General features: G+C 71.7%; 19 protein-coding genes. 6 read left to right on the top strand and 13 right to left on the bottom strand.

The window, feature by feature from the left end:
• Nucleotides 1-98: 98 nt before the first annotated feature.
• The 12 genes from whiA to E7742_RS06700 all read right to left on the bottom strand — a co-directional run bounded on the left by whiA (nt 99) and on the right by E7742_RS06700 (nt 13,364).
• Nucleotides 99-1,076: a DNA-binding protein WhiA gene (gene whiA, locus E7742_RS06755; protein ID WP_175420585.1), complete on the bottom strand. Its 978-nt coding sequence runs from the start codon at nt 1,074-1,076 to the stop codon at nt 99-101.
• The gene (locus E7742_RS06750; RefSeq protein WP_137798249.1) at nt 1,073-2,122 is read right to left on the bottom strand and encodes a gluconeogenesis factor YvcK family protein; all 1,050 of its coding nucleotides are present in this window, start codon (nt 2,120-2,122) and stop codon (nt 1,073-1,075) included. The genes whiA and E7742_RS06750 overlap by 4 nt, the downstream gene beginning before the upstream one ends.
• Entirely contained in the window at nt 2,119-2,985 is an 867-nt protein-coding gene (rapZ, locus tag E7742_RS06745; protein WP_137801071.1) for an RNase adapter RapZ, read from the bottom strand. The genes E7742_RS06750 and rapZ overlap by 4 nt, the downstream gene beginning before the upstream one ends.
• 26 nt (nt 2,986-3,011) lie before the next feature.
• On the bottom strand, nt 3,012-5,186 hold the full coding sequence (gene uvrC / locus E7742_RS06740) for an excinuclease ABC subunit UvrC (RefSeq protein ID WP_137798248.1): 2,175 nt from the start codon (nt 5,184-5,186) through the stop codon (nt 3,012-3,014).
• Between the two features lie 42 nt (nt 5,187-5,228).
• The gene (locus E7742_RS06735; protein WP_137798247.1) at nt 5,229-5,690 is read right to left on the bottom strand and encodes a PH domain-containing protein; all 462 of its coding nucleotides are present in this window, start codon (nt 5,688-5,690) and stop codon (nt 5,229-5,231) included.
• Nucleotides 5,687-6,184: a 6,7-dimethyl-8-ribityllumazine synthase gene (gene ribH, locus E7742_RS06730; RefSeq protein ID WP_137798246.1), complete on the bottom strand. Its 498-nt coding sequence runs from the start codon at nt 6,182-6,184 to the stop codon at nt 5,687-5,689. The genes E7742_RS06735 and ribH overlap by 4 nt, the downstream gene beginning before the upstream one ends.
• Nucleotides 6,181-7,428 carry a bifunctional 3,4-dihydroxy-2-butanone-4-phosphate synthase/GTP cyclohydrolase II gene (locus E7742_RS06725; protein ID WP_137798245.1) on the bottom strand — a complete coding sequence of 416 codons (1,248 nt, stop codon included), beginning with the start codon at nt 7,426-7,428 and terminating at the stop codon, nt 6,181-6,183. The genes ribH and E7742_RS06725 overlap by 4 nt, the downstream gene beginning before the upstream one ends.
• A gap of 107 nt (nt 7,429-7,535) precedes the next feature.
• Complete coding sequence (locus E7742_RS06720; RefSeq protein WP_137798244.1) at nt 7,536-8,147, bottom strand: riboflavin synthase; 612 nt, start codon at nt 8,145-8,147, stop codon at nt 7,536-7,538.
• 15 nt (nt 8,148-8,162) lie between these two features.
• Nucleotides 8,163-9,179, bottom strand: coding sequence for a bifunctional diaminohydroxyphosphoribosylaminopyrimidine deaminase/5-amino-6-(5-phosphoribosylamino)uracil reductase RibD (ribD, locus tag E7742_RS06715; protein ID WP_137801070.1), 1,017 nt, complete (start codon nt 9,177-9,179; stop codon nt 8,163-8,165).
• Nucleotides 9,180-9,222: 43 nt separating this feature from the next.
• Nucleotides 9,223-9,906, bottom strand: coding sequence for a ribulose-phosphate 3-epimerase (rpe, locus tag E7742_RS06710; RefSeq protein ID WP_137798243.1), 684 nt, complete (start codon nt 9,904-9,906; stop codon nt 9,223-9,225).
• A 9-nt stretch (nt 9,907-9,915) separates the two neighbouring features.
• Nucleotides 9,916-12,291: a glycoside hydrolase family 65 protein gene (locus tag E7742_RS06705; protein ID WP_137798242.1), complete on the bottom strand. Its 2,376-nt coding sequence runs from the start codon at nt 12,289-12,291 to the stop codon at nt 9,916-9,918.
• A 71-nt stretch (nt 12,292-12,362) separates the two neighbouring features.
• Nucleotides 12,363-13,364, bottom strand: a complete 1,002-nt coding sequence (locus E7742_RS06700) for a zinc-binding alcohol dehydrogenase family protein (RefSeq protein ID WP_137798241.1) — start codon at nt 13,362-13,364, stop codon at nt 12,363-12,365.
• 253 nt (nt 13,365-13,617) lie between these two features.
• Here E7742_RS06700 and E7742_RS06695 point away from each other — a divergent pair, with 253 nt between their 5' ends.
• Nucleotides 13,618-15,993 (top strand): phosphoketolase family protein, encoded by a 2,376-nt coding sequence (locus E7742_RS06695; protein ID WP_302660908.1) that lies wholly within the window; start codon nt 13,618-13,620, stop codon nt 15,991-15,993.
• A 12-nt stretch (nt 15,994-16,005) separates the two neighbouring features.
• On the opposite strand, the gene E7742_RS06690 is transcribed toward E7742_RS06695, so the two are convergent.
• The gene (locus tag E7742_RS06690) at nt 16,006-16,389 is read right to left on the bottom strand and encodes a hypothetical protein (protein ID WP_137798240.1); all 384 of its coding nucleotides are present in this window, start codon (nt 16,387-16,389) and stop codon (nt 16,006-16,008) included.
• A gap of 365 nt (nt 16,390-16,754) precedes the next feature.
• Between E7742_RS06690 and E7742_RS06685 the strand changes: the two genes are divergently transcribed.
• Genes E7742_RS06685 through E7742_RS06665 form a run of 5 tightly spaced genes read left to right on the top strand, consistent with a single transcriptional unit; the run spans nt 16,755 to nt 20,010 of the window.
• Nucleotides 16,755-17,399: a glycosyltransferase gene (locus E7742_RS06685; RefSeq protein ID WP_137801068.1), complete on the top strand. Its 645-nt coding sequence runs from the start codon at nt 16,755-16,757 to the stop codon at nt 17,397-17,399.
• Nucleotides 17,396-18,334: an acyl-CoA dehydrogenase family protein gene (locus E7742_RS06680; RefSeq protein ID WP_137798239.1), complete on the top strand. Its 939-nt coding sequence runs from the start codon at nt 17,396-17,398 to the stop codon at nt 18,332-18,334. Before E7742_RS06685 ends, E7742_RS06680 begins: the two co-directional genes overlap by 4 nt.
• Nucleotides 18,331-19,080 carry a PIG-L deacetylase family protein gene (locus tag E7742_RS06675; RefSeq protein ID WP_137798238.1) on the top strand — a complete coding sequence of 250 codons (750 nt, stop codon included), beginning with the start codon at nt 18,331-18,333 and terminating at the stop codon, nt 19,078-19,080. Before E7742_RS06680 ends, E7742_RS06675 begins: the two co-directional genes overlap by 4 nt.
• Complete coding sequence (locus E7742_RS06670; RefSeq protein WP_137798237.1) at nt 19,077-19,691, top strand: SAM-dependent methyltransferase; 615 nt, start codon at nt 19,077-19,079, stop codon at nt 19,689-19,691. The genes E7742_RS06675 and E7742_RS06670 overlap by 4 nt, the downstream gene beginning before the upstream one ends.
• Nucleotides 19,692-19,749: 58 nt before the next feature.
• Nucleotides 19,750-20,010 (top strand): DUF4235 domain-containing protein, encoded by a 261-nt coding sequence (locus E7742_RS06665; protein ID WP_137798236.1) that lies wholly within the window; start codon nt 19,750-19,752, stop codon nt 20,008-20,010.
• The last annotated feature ends 14 nt before the right edge of the window (nt 20,011-20,024 follow it).

Raw genomic sequence — 20,024 nt, 5'->3', positions numbered from 1 at the left:
TTGGCACACCCCCGTGGGCGCGCATCTGCCCCGGTCACCGGAATCGGCGCCGGGCGCAGCGGGTGGGAGCGGTCCTCGTCGGGGCCGTCCCGGGTGGGTCAGGCCTCCTCGAGCAGTTCGGGGGTCACCGCCGACTCGGTGTCGGGGATCCCCAGGTCCTTGGCCTTGCGGTCCGCCATCGACAGCAGGCGGCGGATGCGCCCGGCCACGGCGTCCTTGGTCATCGGCGGGTCTGCCAACTGCCCCAGTTCCTCGAGCGACGCCTGCCGGTGCTTGACGCGCAGCGTGCCCGCCGCCGCGAGGTGGTCCGGGACGTCCTCGGCGAGGATCTCCAGCGCCCGCTCCACCCGCGCCGCCGCCGCGACCGCAGCACGCGCCGACCGGCGCAGGTTGGCGTCGTCGAAGTTCGCGAGCCGGTTGGCGGTGGCCCGCACCTCGCGCCGCATACGGCGTTCCTCCCAGGTCAGCCGCGTGTCCTGCGCACCCATACGGGTGAGGAGGGCACCGATCGCCTCGCCGTCCCGCACGACCACCCGGTCGGTGCCGCGCACCTCGCGGGCCTTCGCGGTGATGCCGAGCCGGCGCGCGGCGCCGACGAGGGCGAGCGCGGCCTCCGGGCCCGGACAGCTGATCTCGAGCGCGGACGAGCGCCCCGGCTCGGTGAGTGAGCCGTGCGCCAGGAACGCGCCGCGCCACGCCGCCTCGGCGTCGCCGACACTGCCGCCCACGACCTGGGCCGGCAGACCGCGCACCGGACGCCCTCGCATGTCCAACAGGCCGGTGCGGCGGGCGAGCGCCTCGCCGTCCTTCGCCACCCGCACCACGTACCGGGACGCCTTGCGCAGTCCGCCCGCGCTGAGCACGTGCACGTCCGAGTGGTAGCCGTAGAGATCGAGGATCTCACCGCGCAGTCGGCGCGCGATCGATCCCAGATCGACCTCGGCTTCGACGACGACGCGTCCACCGACGATGTGCAGGCCGCCCGCGAACCGCAGCAGCGACGACACCTCCGCCTTCCGGCAGCTGATCTGTGTCACCGCGAGCCGACTGAGCTCGTCCTTGACCTCGGCTGTCATCGCCACGTGGCGCTCTCCCTTCCCCCGACTGTCCGTTCGGCGGCCTCGTCGTCCCGATCGCTGTCCACCGCGGGCACCCGCGCGGCGACGCCGTCGAGCACGGCGGCCAGCTTGCCCGCATGGTGCTTGTGGGTGCCGTCCTCGGCGACGTCGGCGTAGACGACCTCGGCTCCCAGTTGCAGCGCCGCCCGGCACAGGTGATCACGCTCGCGGCCGGGCGGTACCGAGGCCGAGTCGACGATCACGTGGTCGACGCGGAACTCGGGCGCGTGCTGGCACAGTACGTGCAGGTGGCGCTCGGCGGAGAATCCGGCGGTCTCCCCCGGCTCCGGCGCGAGGTTGAGGATCAGCACCTTGCGGGCCGCCGACCGCATCATCGCGTCGAGCAGCTCCGGCACCAACACGTGGGGGATGACACTCGAGAACCACGATCCCGGGCCGAGCACGACGGCGTCCGCGCGCGCGATCGCGGCCACCGCGTCGGGGCACGCCGGTGGGTTCGCGGGACACAGCCGCACGCGGCGGACCTTGCCGGGAGTGGTCGCGACCGCGACCTGCCCCCGGATGCAGCGGCTGACCCGCGGATCGGTCTCGAGCCCCACCACGTCGGCCTCGATGTCGAGCGCGACCGTCGACATCGGCAGCACCCGGCCCTCGATCTGCAGCAGCCGCGCGACGGTGTCGAGTGCGGCCACCGAGTCGCCGAGCACCTCGGTGAGCCCGGCCAGGATCAGGTTGCCGACCGAGTGCCCGGCGAGGGCGCCGCTGCCCCCGAAGCGGTGCTGGACGGTGTCCGTCCACGGCTGGACCTGCGGGTCGCGGGCCGCGAGCGCCGCGAGCGCCATGCGCAGGTCGCCGGGCGGGATGACACCGAGCTCGCTGCGCAGCCGGCCCGACGATCCGCCGTCGTCGGCGACCGTCACGACGGCGGTGACCTCCGAGCTGAGGCGGCGCACGGCGCTGAGCGTCGCGTACAACCCGTGCCCGCCGCCGAGGGCGACGATGCGGGGTGCGCGGCCGTCGGCGCGCTGTCGCTCGTCGCTCATTCGCGCCCCACATCACGGTGGACGACACGGACGGCCAGGCCGTCCTCCTTCCGCAACCGGTCCGCGAGTGCCTCGGACATGGCCACGCTGCGATGCTTGCCGCCGGTGCACCCGACCGCGATCGTCATGTAGCGCTTTCCCTCCCGGCGGTAGCCCGCCGTCGTCAACTCCAGCAGGCGCAGGTAGGTGTCGAGGTACTCCTCGGCGCCGTCCCGGGTCAGGACGTAGTCCCGCACCGCATCCTCCAGTCCGGTGTGCTCGCGCAGTTCCGGAATCCAGTGCGGATTCGGCAGGAAGCGCACGTCGCACACCATGTCCGCGTCCATCGGCAGGCCGTGCTTGAACCCGAACGACTGCACCGTCACCTGGATCTCGCTGCTGGTCTCACCGCCGAACGCGGTCTCGATCTTCTCGCGCAGTTCACGCACCGCGAGTTGCGAGGTGTCGACGACCAGGTCCGCGGCCGCCTTCACGTGCGCCAGCTTGGCCCGCTCGGCGGCAATGCCCTCCGAGAGCGTGCCCTCCTTGCTGTCGCTCTGCAGCGGATGACTGCGGCGCACGTGCTCGAACCGCCGGATCAGGACCGAATCGTTGGCCTCGAGGTACAGCACCCGCATCTGCACGGGCATGCGTTCGAGCGCCGCGACGACGCGGCCGAGGTCGCCGCTGAACGGGCGGCTGCGCACGTCGAGCACGACGGCCAGGCGCTGGATCGGGGGATCCGACTCGACGCCCAGGTCCACCATGCGGGTGATCAACTCCGGCGGGAGGTTGTCGACGACGTACCAGCCGAGGTCCTCGAGCACCTTGGCAGCGGTGCTCAGTCCCGCTCCGGACAATCCCGTGACGAGCGCGACCTCCATTCCGCCGGGCCGTTCCTGCTGGTCCTTCACTCGCGACTGTGTCCTGTTCTGCCCGATGCGCCGATGTCCGACACATCATCCCCCACGGTCGGCTCTCCCGCAGCGACATCCGCCGCGACAGCCGGGTCGCCCACCGGGGCGGCCTCGACGTCGACGACAGGGTCGGCGGCGGTCACCGGGTCGGCCCCGCGCAGGGCGTCGAGCACCGCGCGTGCGGTCGCCACCCCCACACCGGGCACCTCGGTGATCTCCTCCACGGTCGCACTGCGCAGCCGCGCGACGGATCCGAAGTGCCGCACGAGCGCGGTCCGCCGGGTCTCCCCCAGCCCGCGCACCGAGTCGAGCGCGGACGCGGTCATCCGGCGCGAGCGCTTGCTGCGGTGGAAGGTGATCGCGAACCGGTGTGCCTCGTCGCGGACGCGCTGGAGCAGGTACAACGACTCGCTCGTGCGGGGCAGGATCACCGGATCCTCCTCGCCCGGCACCCACACCTCTTCGAGCCGCTTGGCCAGGCCGATGACCGCGACGTCGGTGATCCCGAGCTCGTCCAGCACCTCGGCGGCCGCCGCGACCTGCGGTGCGCCGCCGTCGACGACGAACAGGTTCGGCGGATACGCGAACTTGCGGGGACGACCGGTCTGCGGGTCCAGCGCGGCGTCGGGTGCGAGGTCGCCGCCGTTGCCGTCCGCCGCGTCCGCGCCTGCCGCGCTCGCCGCGGAGTCCCGGTTGTGCCGCAGGAACCGGCGCCGGGTGACCTCGGCGATGCTCGCGACGTCGTCCGAGCGGCCGTCGCCGGCCGCCTCCTTGATCGCGTAGTGCCGGTAATCGGATTTACGCGGCAGCCCGTCCTCGAACACGACCAGCGACGCGACCACGTCGGTGCCCTGCACGTGGCTGATGTCGACGCACTCGATGCGCAGCGGCGCGGAGTCGAGGTCGAGGGCCTCCTGGATCCCCTGCAGCGCCGCCGACCGTGACGTGAAGTCTCCGGCGCGCTTCAGTTTGTGCTGTGCCAGCGCCTCTTTCGCGTTGCGCTCGACCGTCTCCGCGAGCGCCTTCTTGTCGCCGCGCTGGGGAACGCGCAGCTTCACCGCCGAGCCGCGCAGTGTCGAGAGCCACTTCTGGATCTCGTCGGTGTTGCGGGGCAGCACCGGCACCAGCACCTCCCGCGGCACGGCGTTGGCCGGCTGGTCGGCCGGGCCGCCGGTTTCGCCCAGCGCGGCCTGCTCCCCGTAGAACTGGGTGAGGAACTGCTCGACGAGGATCGCCAGTTCGGACTCGTCGCCGGTGTCCGCGGCGACGGCGTCCCGCTCGATGACGTCGCCCGCCTTCTCCACCACCCAGCCGCGCTGGCCGCGGACGCGGCCGCCGCGCACGTGGAAGACCTGCACCGCGACCTCGAGGTCGTCGGAGGCGAACGCCACCAGGTCGGCGTCGGTGCCGTCACCGAGCACCACGGCCTGTTTCTCGAGGGCCTTCTTCAGCGCGCCCACGTCGTCGCGCAGCCGCGCCGCCGTCTCGAAGTCGAGGTCCTCGGCCGCCTCCTGCATCCGGGACTCGAGCTGCCGCACGAGACGGTCCGTGCGGCCCGACAGGAAGTCGCAGAAGTCCTCGACGATCTCCCGATGCTCGGCCGCACTCACGCGGCCGACGCACGGAGCCGAACACTTGTCGATGTAACCGAGCAGGCACGGGCGACCGATCTGGTTGTGCCGCTTGAAGACTCCTGCCGAGCATGTGCGCGCCGGGAACACCCGCAGCAGCAGGTCCAACGTCTCGCGGATGGCCCAGGCGTGGGAGTAGGGCCCGAAGTAGCGCACGCCCTTGCGCCGCGGTCCGCGGTAGACGAACAGCCGCGGATACTCCTCGTTGAGGGTCACCGCCAGCACCGGGTAGGTCTTGTCGTCCCGGTAGCGGACGTTGAACCGGGGATCGAACTCCTTGATCCAGTTGTACTCGAGCTGCAGCGCCTCGACCTCGGTGCTGACCACCGTCCACTCGACGCTGCCCGCGGTGGTGACCATCTGCCGGGTGCGCGGGTGCAGCGACGAGAGGTCCGCGAAGTACGAGTTGAGCCGCGACCGCAGGCTCTTGGCCTTGCCCACGTAGATGACCCGGCCGTGTGGGTCGCGGAACTTGTAGACACCCGGCGCAACCGGGATGGTTCCGGGCGCGGGTCGATACGTCGAGGGATCAGGCACGATTCAAGGCTAGTCGGCGGCACCGACGGTGCTCGCGCACGATCACTCCGCGCGGGAGCCGGTGTACTTGGCCTCGAGCTCCCGGAACGTACGGACGGCGTGCACGGCGTGATCGCCGTCGTTGGCCTGGATCGCCATTACCGGCACGTATTCGTCGTCGGGCAGCTCGATCCGGGCCCACGCCGATCCCTCCGGGAACGACAGACCCTGATCGAGGTCCCATTCGACGACCCGTTCGCCGAGGATGTTGCGGACGCCGATGCCCTGCGGCCCGACCCGCAGCCGCGGGCGGGTCAGCAGCAGCACGCCGCATGCGAGGAGCAGCCCGATGCCCGCCATCGCGAACTGGTCGACGGGACGGAAGTACACCCCGGTCGCGGACGAACGCAGCAGCACCGCGAGTGCGACGTGCACCACCACCAGCACGCCCGCGGCGACCATCGCGTACCGCGCCGACTTCCTCGACCGCACCTCGAAGTCCCAGTCACGCTGCCGATCGGTCATCGCGACGTCGACCCCGTCCGCTTCCGTCGCAGCTGGGCCAGCGTCACCGCGGTGTCGATGGCCGCAGCGCACGCCTCACCGCCCTTGTCCTCGACCGAGCCGGGCAGACCGGACCGGTCCAGCGCCTGCTGCTCGGTGTCGGTGGTGAGCACGCCGTTGCCGACGGGAGTGCCCTCGTCGAGCGCGACCCGTGTGAGCCCGGCCGTGACGGCGTCGCACACGTACTCGAAGTGCGGTGTGCCACCCCGGATCACGACGCCCAGCGCGACGACCGCGTCGTGCGACTTCGCCAGTTCCTGCGCGACGACCGGCAGTTCGATCGCGCCCGCGACGCGGACCAGCGTCGGATCCTCGATCTGCGCCTGCTTCGCGACGCGCCGGGCGCCGGCGATCAGCGCCTCACTGATCTCGGGGTGCCACTGGCCTGCGACGATCGCGAGTGTCAGTTCCTTGGCCATGCCCAGCTGCAGGTCGGGGCGTCCCTCGCCGCTCACAGCGCGTCCCCCGCCTCGAACTCGTCGAGGCCGATGAGGTCGTGGCCCATCCGGTCCCGCTTGGTGCGCAGGTAGGTCAGGTTCTCGGCGTTGGCGCGCAGCGGCATGGGCACCCGATCGGTGATCTGCAGCCCGTAGCCGTCCAGGCCGACCCGCTTGGCCGGGTTGTTCGTCAGCAGCCGCATCGACTTGATACCGAGATCGACGAGGATCTGTGCCCCGATCCCGTAGTCCCGCGCGTCGGCGGGCAGTCCCAGCTGGAGGTTCGCGTCGACCGTGTCGGAGCCGGCGTCCTGCAGCTGGTAGGCCTGCAGCTTGTGCATCAGGCCGATACCGCGGCCCTCGTGCCCGCGCATGTAGAGCACCACCCCGCGGCCCTCCTGCGCGATCATGTCGAGGGCGGCGTCGAGCTGCGGTCCGCAGTCGCAGCGCAGGGAGCCGAACACGTCGCCGGTCAGGCACTCGGAGTGCACCCGGACCAGCACATCACTGCCGTCGCTCTCGCTGAGGTCGCCGCGCACCAGCGCCACGTGCTCGACCTCGTCGTAGATGCTCTTGTAGCCGACCGCGGTGAAGTCACCGTGCCGGGTGGGGATGCGGGCCTCGGCGACCCGCACCACGTGCTTCTCGTGCTTGCGCCGCCACGCGATGAGGTCGGCGATGGAGATCAGGGCCAGATCGTGGTCGTCGGCGAAGACGCGCAGCTCGTCCGTCTTGGCCATGTGGCCCTCGTCCTTCTGGCTGACGATCTCGCAGATCACACCCGCCGGACGCAGGTCGGCCATGCGCGCCAGGTCGACGGCGGCCTCGGTGTGCCCTGGACGACGGAGCACGCCGCCCTCCTTCGCGCGCAGCGGGACCACGTGGCCGGGACGGGTGAAGTCGCCGGCACCGGACTCGGGGTCGGCCAGCAGCCGCATCGTCGCGGCCCGGTCGGAGGCGGAGATGCCCGTGCCGATTCCCTCGCGGGCGTCGACGGTCACGGTGTACGCGGTGCCGTGCTTGTCCTGGTTGGTCGCATACATCGGAGGGAGACCGAGCCGGTCACAGTCCTCGCCGTCGAGCGGCACGCACAGGTAGCCCGACGTGTAGCGCACCATGAACGCTACGAGTTCGGGGGTGGCCTTCTCGGCCGCGAAAATGAGGTCGCCCTCGTTCTCGCGGTCCTCGTCGTCCACAACGACAACCGCCTTACCAGCGGCGATGTCGGCGACTGCGCGCTCGATGCTGTCGAACCTGGTCACGTGCTTGGGCTCCAAAATCTTGAACTGGCGTGCTCGAGTATGTCCCGGCGCATCGCGTCAGATGCACCTCAACAGTACGACCCTTCGATACGAGGTCGTTATTCCGGCTACCGGCCGGCGGCGGTCGTCAGGCGCTCGACGTACTTCGCGATGACGTCGACCTCGAGGTTGACCGGGGTCCCCGGTTCCGCGGAGCCCAGCGTGGTGAGCGCCAGCGTCGTCGGGATCAGTGAGATCTCGAAGTACTCCTGCCCGGGCTCGCCCCCGAGCGCCGACACGGTCAGCGACACGCCGTCGACCGTGATCGACCCCTTCTCCACGACGTATTGGGAGATGTCCGACGGCAGCGCGATCCGCACCACCGTCCAGTGCTCGGACGGGGTGCGCGAGAGGACCGTCCCCACGGTGTCGACGTGGCCCTGCACGATGTGCCCGCCCAGCCGGCTGTTCACCGCGGCGGCACGCTCGAGGTTGACCCGGCTGCCGACGTCCAACGCGCCGAGGCTCGACCGCACGAGGGTCTCGCGCATCACGTCGGCGGTGAAGGACTCGCCGCCGACGACGTCGACCACCGTCAGGCAGACGCCGTTGACCGCGATCGAGTCGCCGTGTCCGGCGTCCGCGGTGACCACGGGCCCGCGCACGGTGAACCGGGCCGCGTCGGCCAGGTCCTCCTTGCCGACGATTTCGCCGAGTTCTTCGACGATTCCGGTGAACATGTCCTCACCCACTCCTCACTGACGATCCCGCGCCGCGATGCGGCTCGATTGCTCGGGGATCAGGTTCAACAACACGTCCTCGCCGACCGTCTCGACGCTCTCTCGCCGAAACCGTAACGCCTCGGCGATGGTCCTCACCCCTGCGCCTTCCACTGCGTGGGACCCTGCGCCCAGCACGACCGGGGCGAGGTAGGCCTGGATCCGGTCGACCCGCCCGGCCGCCAGGAAGGCCCCCGCCAGCCTCGGCCCGCCCTCGACCAGCACATCGTCCCGGTCGGGCAGCGCCGCCAGCACGTCGTCGACGTCGTGGGTGCGCAGTACCAGGGTCGGTGCGGCGTCGTCGAGGACCTTCGCGGTGGGTGGGATCGGCCGCGTCCCGACCACGACGCGCAGCGGCTGGTGGGGCGCGAGCGAGCCGTCGGGCAGCCGGGCGGTGAGCCACGGGTCGTCGGCCAGGACGGTCCCGGTGCCCACGACGATCGCGTCGAGCCGGGCCCGGTCGGCGTGCACCCGGGCGCGGGCCTCGGGCCCGGTGATCCACTGGCTGGTGCCGTCCGCGGCGGCGATGCGGCCGTCGAGGGTGGCGGCGAACTTCCACGTGACGTGCGGCCGGCCCGTGCGCTGGCGGTGCAGCCACGCGCGCAGCGGTCCGCGTTCGACGTCCTCGGCGAGCACGCCGCCCGTCACCGCGACACCGGCCGCTCGCAAGGTCTCGGCGCCGCCGGCGGCGGTCGGATTGGGGTCGGCGGCCGCGAAGTACACCGCCGCGACACCGGCCTCGACCAATGCCCGCGAGCACGGGCCGGTCCGGCCGTAGTGGTTGCACGGCTCGAGCGTGACGACCGCGGTGCCGCCGCGGGCGCGCTCCCCCGCCTCCGCGAGCGCCACCACCTCGGCGTGCGGGCCGCCGGGCGGCTGCGTGCCCCCGATCCCGACGACCTCACCCGAGGCGTCGAGAATCACCGCACCCACCGGCGGGTTGGGGCTGGTGCGTCCCCGGACGCCGTGCGAAGCGTCGATCGCGAGCCGCATCGCGGCGTCGGGGATGCGGGCTGGGGTCGTCACGGCCGGGCCGTCAGATCGACAGCGTCAGGTGGGGCGACACCTGCGCGGCCTGCTCCCGCAACGCGCGGACGGCGGCCGCCGGGTCCGACGCGCCGTAGACGGCGGAGCCGGCGACGAAGCAGTCCACTCCGGCCTCGGCGGCCTGCTCGACGGTGTCGGTGTTGATGCCGCCGTCGATCTCCACCAGCAGCCGCAGTTCCCCGGCGTCGACGAGCTTGCGCACCGCCCGCGCCTTCTCCAGCACGGCTGGGATGAAGGACTGCCCACCGAACCCCGGCTCGACGCTCATCACCAGCAGCGTGTCGAAGTTCTTCAGGATCTCGAGGTAGGGCTCGATCGGCGTGTTCGGCTTGATGCTCAGGCCCGCCTTCGCGCCGGCCGCGCGGATGTCGCGCGCCACCGCGACCGGGTCGTCGGTGGCCTCGGCGTGGAAGGTCACGTTGTGCGCGCCGGCCTCGGCGTACGGCGGCGCCCAGCGTCCCGGGTCGTCGATCATCAGGTGGCAGTCCAACGGGATGTCGGTCGCCTTCAGCAGGCTCTGCACCACGGGCAGGCCCAGGGTCAGATTCGGGACGAAGTGGGCGTCCATGACGTCGACGTGCAGCCAGTCCGCGCCCGCGACGGCGTCGGCCTCCTCGGCGAGACGTGCGAAGTCGGCGGACAGGATGGACGGAGCGATCATCGGGGTTGCCACGGCGCCAGTTTAATCGGCGACGGTCGGCCTGCCGCCGCTGCCGGGGTGACGACGGGCCGGCGCCCGCCCCGGCGGTTGTGTGACGACCGGGCCCGGGGGCGGCTGCACCGTCGGCATCACTCGAACCTCGTTGCCCCGCAACGTGATCTCCGTGCCCGCGTGGTGCAGGGTCAACTCTTCGCCCTGCACCAACCGGTACCGGGTCTCGACCGGGCCGATCTCGACCCGGAGTCGGCAGCCGGCGGCCGCGATCCCGAACTCGAGGCGGCGGATGCCGTGCGGCAGGATCGGCCGGAACGTCAGCCCGGTCCGACGGCGGCGGGCGCCGCCGAAGCCCTGGACCAGTGCGATCCAGATCCCGGCCAGAGACGCCAGATGCAGTCCGTCGCTCGTGTTGTGTTCGAGGTCGAGCAGGTCGATCAGCGCGGTCTCGCCCAGGTAGTCGTACGCGAGGTCCACGGCGCCGACGTCGGCGGCGACGACCGCCTGACTGCACGCCGAGAGCGACGAGTCGCGCACGGTGAGCCGCTCGTAGTAGGCGAAGTTCCGCGCCTTCTGTTCGGCCGTGAACTCGTCGGGCACCCACTGCATCGCCAGCACGACGTCGGCCTGCTTGACGACCTGCTTGCGGTACAGATCGAAGTAGGGATAGTGCAGCAGCAGCGGGTAGTGCTCGGCGGGAGTGCCGGCGAAGTCCCACACCTGCCGGTCGGTGAACCCCGACGACTGCGGATGCACCCCGCGCCGCTCGTCGTACGGAACGAACATCCGATCGGCCGCGATCCGCCAGCCCCCGATCTCCTCGTCGGTGACGCCGAGGTCGGGCATCCGGCCGCGGTGCTTCTCGACGATTCCGACGGCCGCGACGAGGTTCTCCCGGGCCATCAGATTGGTGTACAGGTTGTTGCGGACCAGCGCGCTGTACTCGTCCGGACCCGTGACGCCGTCGATGCGGAATCGGCCGTCCTCGTCGAAGTAGCCCAGCGAACGCCACAATCGCGCCGTCTCGACCAGCAGGTCCACCGCGACGGTGCGTTCGAAGTCGGAGTCCCCGTTCGCCCGCAGACAACCGATGACGGCCCGCGCGATCGCGGCGTTGACGTGGAACGCGGCCGCCCCGGCCGGCCAGTAGCCGCTGCATTCCTTGCCGGTGATGGTGCGCCACGGGAACGCCGCACCCTCGAATCCGAGCTGGCGGGCACGAGTGCGTGTGATCGCCAGCGTGGAGTGGCGCCACCGCAGCGCGTGGGTGACGGCCTTGGGGTAGACCGACGTCAGCACCGGGAGCACGAACATCTCGGTGTCCCAGAACGCGTGCCCGTCGTAACCGCGTCCGGTCAGGCCCTTGGAGGCGATCGCGACACCCTCGGCCCGCGCCGAGGCCTGCAGGACGTGGAACAACGCGAACCGCACCGCCTGCTGCACCTCGGGGTCGCCGTCGACGACGACGTCGGCCCGATCCCAGAACGTGTCCAGGAACGATCGCTGCTCGGAACACAGCCCGTCCCAACCCATTTCCCGCGCGATCGTCAGCTCCCCGGCAACCTCGTCACGCATCGCCGGCGCCGTGCGGCGGGCCGACCACGCGTGCGCGACGTACTTGACCATCCGCAGCTGTTCACCCTGCGCCAGTTGCGACGAGACCGTCACCCGACCCTGGTCGGGGTAGTGCTCGGATTCCACGTGGGGGTCGGGACCGTACACCTCGTGGTCCATCCCGACCGCCACCCGCAGCCCGCTCTCGCCGGTCGCGTGGATCAGCTGCACCAGCGCGTCGTGCGCGAAGCTCTCCTGCGCCACCAGCGGTTCGGCCAGCACGGCCGCGGCGCGGGGGTCGGCCTCGGGCCGCGGCATCGGCTCGTTCGCAACCAGTTCGGACTGCACCACCACCCGGGCGGGGCCGTCGAGGGCCTCGACGCGGTAGTCGATCGCCCCGATCGCGCGCTGCCCGAACGACACCAGCCGCGTCGTCGACACCCGCACCGTCCGCCCGGCGGGCGAGCGCCACTCGACGGTGCGGCGCAGCACGCCGGCACGCAGGTCCAGTTCCTGCTCGTGTTTCAGCAGGCTGCCGCGGCGGACGTCGAACGGCTCGTCGTCGACGAGCAATCGCACGATCTTGCCGTCGGTGATGTTGATGATCGTCTCGCCGAAATCGGGATAGCCGTAGCCCGGTTCCGCGTACGGCATCGGCTTGACCTCGTACACCCCGGACAGGTAGCTGCCCGGCAGGCCGTGGGGATCGCCCTCGTCGAGGTTGCCGCGCCACCCGAGATGTCCGTTGGACAGTGCGAACAGCGACTCGCTCTGCGCGAGCACCGTCAGGTCGAGGCTGGTGGCGCGCAGCCGCCACGGTTCGACGGTGAAGGCGGGATGAGTGATCACGGCGTCCGTACCTTCCAGTCGCGGGCGGGCCCGGCGACGGTCCGCCCGTCCACGCTAGGACACCCGGGCGCTCACGGCACGAGAACGGCGGCACCTCCGAAGACGCCGCCGGCGAGGTCCGCGAGCGCCTTGTCGGCGGCGTCGAGCGGATACCGGTGGGCGCTGACCCGCAGGCGGTGCTGCTGCGCGATCGCGAGAAACTCCTTCGCATCCTGGCGCGTGTTGGCGGTGACGCTGCGGATCTGCCGCTCCCGGAACAGATCGCGCTGGTAGTCGAGCGCCGGGATGTCGCTGAGGTGGATGCCGGCGAGCGCGAGCGTGCCACCGGCGTCGAGCGCCTGCAGGGCAGGTGGGACCAGGTCGCCGGCCGGCGCGAACAGGATCGCCGAGTCGAGCGGCTCGGGCGGCGGATCGGACGCTCCCTGCACCGACGCCGCACCGAGGCTGAACGCCAGTTCGCGGGCCTCCCGGCCGCGGGTCATCACGTGCACCCGGGCGCCGCGGGCGAGCGCGACCTGAGCGGTCAGGTGGGCGCTGCCGCCGAACCCGTAGATCCCGAGGCGGCCGCCGTCGGGCAGCGCGGCCCGCTGCAGCGCGCGGTAGCCGATGATCCCGGCGCACAGCAGCGGCGCCAGTTCGACGACCGGGTAGCCGGTGGGGAGTTCGAGTGCGTAGTCCGCGGGCACCGTGGTGTATTCGGCGTACCCGCCGTCGGCGTCCCACCCGGTGTACGTCGAGTACGGGCACAGGTTCTCGTCGCCGCGGATGCAGTAGCGGCAGTGCCCGCACGTGCACCGCAGCCACGCGATGCCCACCCGCTGGCCCACGGCGAACCGGCCGCCGGCGTCCGCCCCGACGGCCACGACCTCACCGACGATCTCGTGCCCCGGAATCACGTTGAGCCGGTGCGGTGGCAGATCCCCCTCCACCACGTGCAGGTCGGTCCGGCAGACCCCGCACGCGAGCACCCGGACGAGCAGGTCCCGGCTGGTGGGTCGCGGCAGCAGTTCGCGGCTCATCCGCAGCGGCCGGTCCGTCAACGGGCCCGGTCTCGTGGTTCGCCATGCCCGCATGGTCGTGGTCGCTGTCGTGGTTCGCGCAGTCCGCGAGTTGTCCGTCCGCATACCAGATCCGTACGTCCTCGATCGCCGATCACGATCGGTGTCCGACACCGTGGTGCCACCGTCGTCTTCTCCAGGATGCCTGGTTCGACGGCTTCGCAACAGAGGCGGGCGGCGGACCGGTCGGCCCGCGCACCCCCACGGGAGCGCACATCCGCCCTACAGTCGTGATTGGAAGCACTTCCCCGACCGGAGGAGCCGACCCGTGACGCACAGCCCGGACGACCCGTCGACCGACGAACTCGAACTGCTCCACCGGTACTGGATGGCGGCCAACTACCTCACCGTGGCCCAGATCTACCTGCGGGACAACGTCCTGCTCCGCAGGCCGCTCGTCGCGCCCGACATCAAACCCCGCCTGCTCGGGCACTGGGGCACCAGCCCCGGTCTCTCGCTGGTGTACACCCACCTGAACCGGCTCATCCGCCGTACCGGCGCCGACGTCGTGTTCGTCGCCGGGCCGGGCCACGGCGGCCCGGCGGTGGTCGCGAACACATATCTGGAAGGCACCTACTCGGAGTTGTATCCGGACGTGACCCCGGACGAGGCGGGGCTGCGCCGGCTGGCCCGCCAGTTCTCGACGCCCGGGGGCATCCCGAGCCATTCCGGGGTCGAGACGCCCGGCTCCATCAACGAGGGCGGCGAGCTGGGGTACTCCCTGGCTCATGCCGCGGGCGCCGCGATGGACAACCCGGACCTCATCGTCGCGTGCGTCGTCGGCGACGGGGAGGCCGAGACGGGACCGCTGTCGGGATCGTGGAAGATCCCCTTCTTCCTCGATCCCGCGCACGACGGCGCGGTCCTGCCGATCCTGCACCTCAACGGCTACAAGATCTCCGGGCCCACCGTGCTGGGGCGGCGCACCGACGAGGAGGTGTCGGAGCTGCTGCACGCGTTCGGGTGGGAGCCGGTCGTGGTCTCGGGCGACGAGCCCATGCAGGTCCACCGCGATCTCGCCGAGACCCTCGACCGCGCCCACGCCGCGATCACTCGGATCCGCAGCGACGCCCGGGACTCCGGGATCGCCGATCGCCCCCGCTGGCCGGCGATCGTGCTACGGACCCCCAAGGGGTGGACGGGACCGGACATCGTCGACGGCCTCGAGATCGAGGGCACGTTCCGGGCGCATCAGGTGCCGATCGCCGACGTCCGCGACGACGAGTCCCATCTGGAGCGGCTCGAGCAGTGGATGCGCTCGTACCGGCCCGAGCAGCAGTTCGATCCGCAGGGGCGACTGGTCCCCGAGCTCGCGGCTCTCGCCCCGCGCGGCAACGAACGGATGGGCGCCAACCCCCACGCCAACGGCGGGCGGCTGCTGCGGCCGCTCGACGTGCCTCCGATCGAGAAGTACGCGCTCGACGTGCCCGCGCCCGGTGCCGTCCACCACGAGACCACGCGTCCGCTCGGGGAGCTGCTGCGCGACATCTACACAGCGAATCCCGACGACTTCCGGCTGTTCTGCCCCGACGAGACGAACAGCAATCGTCTGGGCGCCGTCTTCGAGGTCACCGACCGGTGTTTCGTGGGGACCGTGGTGCCCGACGACGATCACGTGAGCCGGCACGGCCGGGTGATGGAGGTGCTGTCGGAGCACCTGTGCCAGGGCTGGCTCGAGGGGTACCTCCTCACCGGCCGGCACGGCCTGTTCGCGACGTACGAGGCGTTCGCGATGGTCAGCGCCTCGATGACCATCCAGCACACCAAGTGGCTCGAACGCGCCCGCGGTCTCGACTGGCGGGCCCCGATCGCGAGCCTGAACATCCTGCTCACGTCCACTTGCTGGCGCAACGACCACAACGGCTTCTCCCACCAGGGGCCCGGCCTGATCGACACCGTGCTGTCGCTGTCCGGGGGCGTCACCCGGGTGTACCTGCCACCGGACGCCAACACGATGCTGGCCGTCGCCGAGGGACTGTTCGACTCGCGCGACTGCGTCAACCTGCTCGTGGTCGACAAGCAGTCGCATCCGCAGTACCTGCCGATGGCCCAGGCGCGCGAGCACGTGGAGGCGGGGGCGTCGGTGTGGGAGTGGGCGGGCACCGAGGACGGCGACGGAACCCCGCCCGACATCGTCCTGGCGTGCGTCGGCGACGTCCCGACAGAGGAGATCCTCGCCGCCGCGGCGCTGCTGCGCGGTCATGTCCCTGATCTCCGGGTGCGCGTCGTCAACGTCGTCGACCTGATGTCGATGGCGCCTCCGGACGTGCACCCGCGCGGGCGTTCGCACGACGATTTCGCGCGGCTGTTCACCGAGTACGTGGACGTCGTCGTCGCATGGCACGGGTACGCGCGCGCGTTCCACCAGCTGCTGCACGGTCGGATGAATCCCGGCCGCTTCCACGTGCGCGGATATACCGAGCAGGGCTCCACCACGACGCCCTTCGACATGGTGGTGCTCAATCACATGAGCCGCTATCACCTGGCCATCGAGGCGTTGCGGCGGAGTCGTCGGATCCCGGACGGCGCCAACGCGCTCGTCGGCTACTGCGAGCGGATGCTCGAGCGGCACCACGACTACGTCCGCGAGCACCTCGAGGACATGCCGGAGGTGCGGAACTGGGTGTGGCCCGAACCCGTGTGACGGCCGACGGCCTCAGCAGCCACTGTCGTAGGTACCTCGCTGCTGCACCAACTCGCCCAAGTGCGCGTCGGACTCGATCCACTCGCCGGACCTGTCCACGGTCTCGAACACCGCGTCGAACGCGTCGACGAGCCAGTCGCGGTGGGCCTCCGCCAGCACCCGGACACCGGAGTCCTGCGTCTCGCAGAACCGCACGAGCCACCCGTCGGGGGCGTCCGGGTCGTCGCTCAGTCCGGCGGCGGTGTTGGTGGCGACGAGAAAACGGTCGAACGCGAAGTCGACCCGGATGGCGTAACCGTCCCCGTGGTTGACGACGTGCGTGGGCCGGTGCGTCGCCGCCGACAGCGCAGTCAGCGCATCGGCGTAGCGGTCGGCATGTTCCTTCTTGCGCGGCACGGGTGTTCTCGTCTCTCGAACGGTGGCCGTCACACGGGGCGTGACGCCGGCAGACCGCGCATCGGAGTCGCGGATGTCGCCCGAAGCGTAGCCCGGTGGGACGACAGGGTCATCCTCCTGACGTGAACCGGGCCGACACGGCGCCCCGAGCGCGCGGTGTCCAGCGCACCGGCCGGCGAATCTGTACCGTCAGCCATAGATAAGTTCTTACCCCGACGTCAGCTCGGTGCCCGGTTCGTCCGGCCCGCGCCGTCCGTCGATCGACAGGAGGCCCGGTGCACCATCCCCTCCCCCGCCCTCCGGTCCCCCGCGCCGTCGTCACGGTCGTTCCCGCGCACAACGAGGAGCAGTTGCTCCCGGCGTGCATGGCCGGGATCCGGCGCGCCGCCGACCGCGTGCGGCTGCCCGTGACCACCGTCGTGGTCCTCGACTCCTGCACCGACGACTCCGCGCGCTCCGCCGCCACCGCGGATCAGGTGCTGGAGGTCGACTGCCGCAACGTGGGCGCGGCCCGTGCGGCCGGGTTCGCGGCCAGCGGCGAAAGCGGCCGTGCCGACGTCTGGTTCGCCACCACCGACGCCGACAGCGTGGTGCCCGAGACGTGGTTGGTCGACCAACTGGCCTATTGGGCCGATCACGATGCGGTCGTGGGCACGGTCCGCGTGGACTGGCGCACCGGTACGGCGGGGACCCGGCGCCGCTACGACGAGGCCTACCGCCTACGCCGCGGCGCGGTGCACGGTCACGTGCACGGCGCCAACCTGGGACTGCGGGCGGACCTGTACCGGGACGTCGGCGGGTTCCACCCGCACGCCCTCGCCGAGGACGTGGATCTGGTGCGGCGCCTGGGCGACGCCGGCGCACGGATCGCGTGGGACGAACACAATGCGGTCGTCACCTCCGATCGCCGACGGCCACGCGCGCGCGGCGGTTTCGGCGATTTCCTGTCCACGCTCGACCGGCTCGAGACCCGAGGGCCGGTGCGCGCCGACGTGCAGGAGTTGCGATGAGCCAGACGGCTATTCACCCGACCGTCACCCCGACCGAGGCCGGTGCCTGGCCGCTGCCGGGCGGGGGCCGAACCGGGGAGCGGTGGCGCGCGCTCACCGACGCCGCCCGGACCGACCTGGTGGGCGCGCGCCTGCTCGAGGCGCACGCCGACGCCACCGCGATCCTGCACGAGCTCGGTGGGCCGCAGGTGGAGGCCGGCCAGTTGTGGGGTGTGTGGGCGGCCGAGCCGCCGGAGCCGGCGGTGACGGCCCGGCAGACGGACGCCGGCATCGTGCTGGACGGCCGCAAGCTCTGGTGTTCGGGCGCGCACTCGTGCACCCACGCGCTGGTCACCGCGCGCCGCGATGGCGAGCGGGCGCTGTTCGCGGTGGAACTGTCGGCGCCCGGGGTGACTCCGGTGCCGGACAGCTGGCACGCCGTGGGGATGGCCGCCAGCGACTCCGGCGCGGTGGACTTCGCGGCCGTTCCGGCCGTGCCGGTCGGGGCGCCGGGCGAGTACCTGACGCGACCCGGATTCTGGCACGGCGCCATCGGCGTCGCGGCCTGCTGGTACGGCGGCGCCCTCGCGGTGGCGCAGCCGCTGCGCCGGCGGGCCGGTGACGATCCGCACCGACTGGCGCACCTCGGGGCCGTCGACGCCGCGCTCTATGCGGCGCAAAGCGTGCTCGATTGCGCCGCAGTCGATCTCGACGCCCGACCGCGGGACCGTCGGGCCGCGGAGCTCCGGGCTCGCCGGGTGCGGGCGGTCGTCGAGGACACCGCGACCACGGTGCTCGACCGCGTCGGTCGCGCGCTCGGCGCGGCCCCGCTGTGTGACGACCCCGTACACGCCCGCCTCGTGGCGGATCTGACCGTGTACCTGCGCCAGAGCCACGCCGAACGCGACCTGGCCGAGCTGGGCAGCGCCCTGAGAGCCGAGGAGGCGGACCGATGAGCAGTGTCGAACGTTTCGCGCAGGTGCCCACCGTCGAGGTCGGCACGCCCGAGGACCACTGGTCCGGACACACCCGGTTCCGGCATCTGGACGTCCACGAGTGCCCCGCCCTGGTGGTCGTCGCTCCGCATCCCGACGACGAGGTGCTCGGCGTCGGGGCACTGGCCTCCGAACTCGCGGACCGCGCCGTCCCGGTGACGGTCGTGTCGGTGACCGACGGGGAGGCCTCGCACCCCGGTTCACCGACGCTGTCGCCCGCGGACCTCGCCGTCCGGCGCCGCGCCGAATCCGACCGGGCGGCGTCCCGGCTGGGACTCGCCCCGCCCGTCCGGTGCGGGCTGCCCGACGGCGCCGTGGCCGCGCACGAGGACGAGCTGGCCGAGCGGATCCGGGCCCACCTGGCACCGGGTACGTGGTGCGCTGCGCCTCTGCGCACCGACGGACACCCCGACCACGAGGCCGCCGGCCGGGCCGCGGCCCGGGCCGCGCACGAGGCGGGTGCGGTCCTCCTCGAGTACCCGATCTGGCTGTGGCACTGGGCTGTTCCGGGCGACCCCGCGGTCCCGTGGGACCGCGCCCGCACCTTCCCCCTGACCCGACACCGGCTGCAGGCCAAGCAGTCCGCCGTGGCCGAGTTCGCGACACAGATCACCGACCTGTCGGACGATCCCGCAGATCGGGCGATCCTTCCGCCGCACGTTCTCGCCCGCCTGCTTCGCGACCACGAGACGGTGATCGTGCCGTGAACCGACTACCCGACGACTACTTCACCGACATGTATGCCCAGGACCCGGATCCGTGGCGGTTCGACGAGCGCTGGTACGAGCACCGCAAGCGGGCGTTGACCGTGGCGATGTTGCCGCGCAGACGGTTCCGCAACGCGTTCGAGCCGGGGTGCTCCACCGGCGCGCTCACCGAGATGCTCGCACTGCGGTGCGATGAACTCCTCGCCACCGACGTCGTCGACGACGTCCTGGACACCGCCCGGGCCCGCCTGGACGGTGTGCCCGGAGTGACGTTCCTCAACTGGGCGCTCGGAGACCCGTGGCCGGCGGACATGTTCGACCTCATCGTGCTCAGCGAGGTCGGCTACTACGTGAAGCCGGAGGCCTTCGACGACGTCGTCGAGGACGTCGCGCACCACCTGGGACCGGACGCGGTGGTGCTGGCCGCGCACTGGCGGCACCCGGTGAGCGACTACCCGACGACGGGCGACGAGGTCCACGACGCACTGGCCCGGAACCCCGGGCTGATCCGCACGGCCCGCTACGAGGACGCCGACGTACTGATCGAGACGTTCGCGTCGGCCGCCGTGCCGCCGGACTCCGTGGCCCGCCGCGAGGGTCTGGTCGACTGACCACCTGTCCGAGCACCGAGCGTCCGCCGGATGCCCACCGAGGAAGGGAGATTCACCGATGAACAAGACCGCTGCCAAGGCTCTCTACAAGCCGCTCTCCATGGCCACGAGCGTGCTGGGCGGAGTGCTGGCCGGCGTCGCGTTCCGCCAGGTCTGGAAGCGCGTCGGCGAGGACGAGCAGGCCCCCGATCCCAAGGATCTGTCGCGCACCAACCGCGAGGTGCTCATCGCCGCGGCGCTCCAGGGCGCCGTCTTCGCCGTGGTGAAGGCGGCGGTGGACCGGGCCGGTGAGCGTGGCTTCCGCGCCATCACCCACTAGCCCGGCCCCGCCGG

The organism is Rhodococcus sp. SGAir0479 (genome assembly GCF_005484805.1).
GTDB lineage: Bacteria > Actinomycetota > Actinomycetes > Mycobacteriales > Mycobacteriaceae > Prescottella.
This window is presented reverse-complemented; position numbering and strand designations above follow the sequence as displayed.

Excerpts from the sequence above, each read along its gene's own strand:
- whiA (WP_175420585.1), bottom strand. The coding sequence starts at position 1,076 with ATGACAGCCGAGGTCAAGGACGAGCTCAGTCGGCTCGCGGTGACACAG.
- E7742_RS06750 (WP_137798249.1), bottom strand. The coding sequence starts at position 2,122 with ATGAGCGACGAGCGACAGCGCGCCGACGGCCGCGCACCCCGCATCGTC.
- rapZ (WP_137801071.1), bottom strand. The coding sequence starts at position 2,985 with ATGGAGGTCGCGCTCGTCACGGGATTGTCCGGAGCGGGACTGAGCACC.
- E7742_RS06735 (WP_137798247.1), bottom strand. The coding sequence starts at position 5,690 with ATGACCGATCGGCAGCGTGACTGGGACTTCGAGGTGCGGTCGAGGAAG.
- E7742_RS06720 (WP_137798244.1), bottom strand. The coding sequence starts at position 8,147 with ATGTTCACCGGAATCGTCGAAGAACTCGGCGAAATCGTCGGCAAGGAG.
- ribD (WP_137801070.1), bottom strand. The coding sequence starts at position 9,179 with ATGCGGCTCGCGATCGACGCTTCGCACGGCGTCCGGGGACGCACCAGC.
- E7742_RS06700 (WP_137798241.1), bottom strand. The coding sequence starts at position 13,364 with ATGCGGGCATGGCGAACCACGAGACCGGGCCCGTTGACGGACCGGCCG.
- E7742_RS06685 (WP_137801068.1), top strand. The coding sequence starts at position 16,755 with ATGGCCGGGATCCGGCGCGCCGCCGACCGCGTGCGGCTGCCCGTGACC.
- E7742_RS06680 (WP_137798239.1), top strand. The coding sequence starts at position 17,396 with ATGAGCCAGACGGCTATTCACCCGACCGTCACCCCGACCGAGGCCGGT.
- E7742_RS06675 (WP_137798238.1), top strand. The coding sequence starts at position 18,331 with ATGAGCAGTGTCGAACGTTTCGCGCAGGTGCCCACCGTCGAGGTCGGC.
- E7742_RS06665 (WP_137798236.1), top strand. The coding sequence starts at position 19,750 with ATGAACAAGACCGCTGCCAAGGCTCTCTACAAGCCGCTCTCCATGGCC.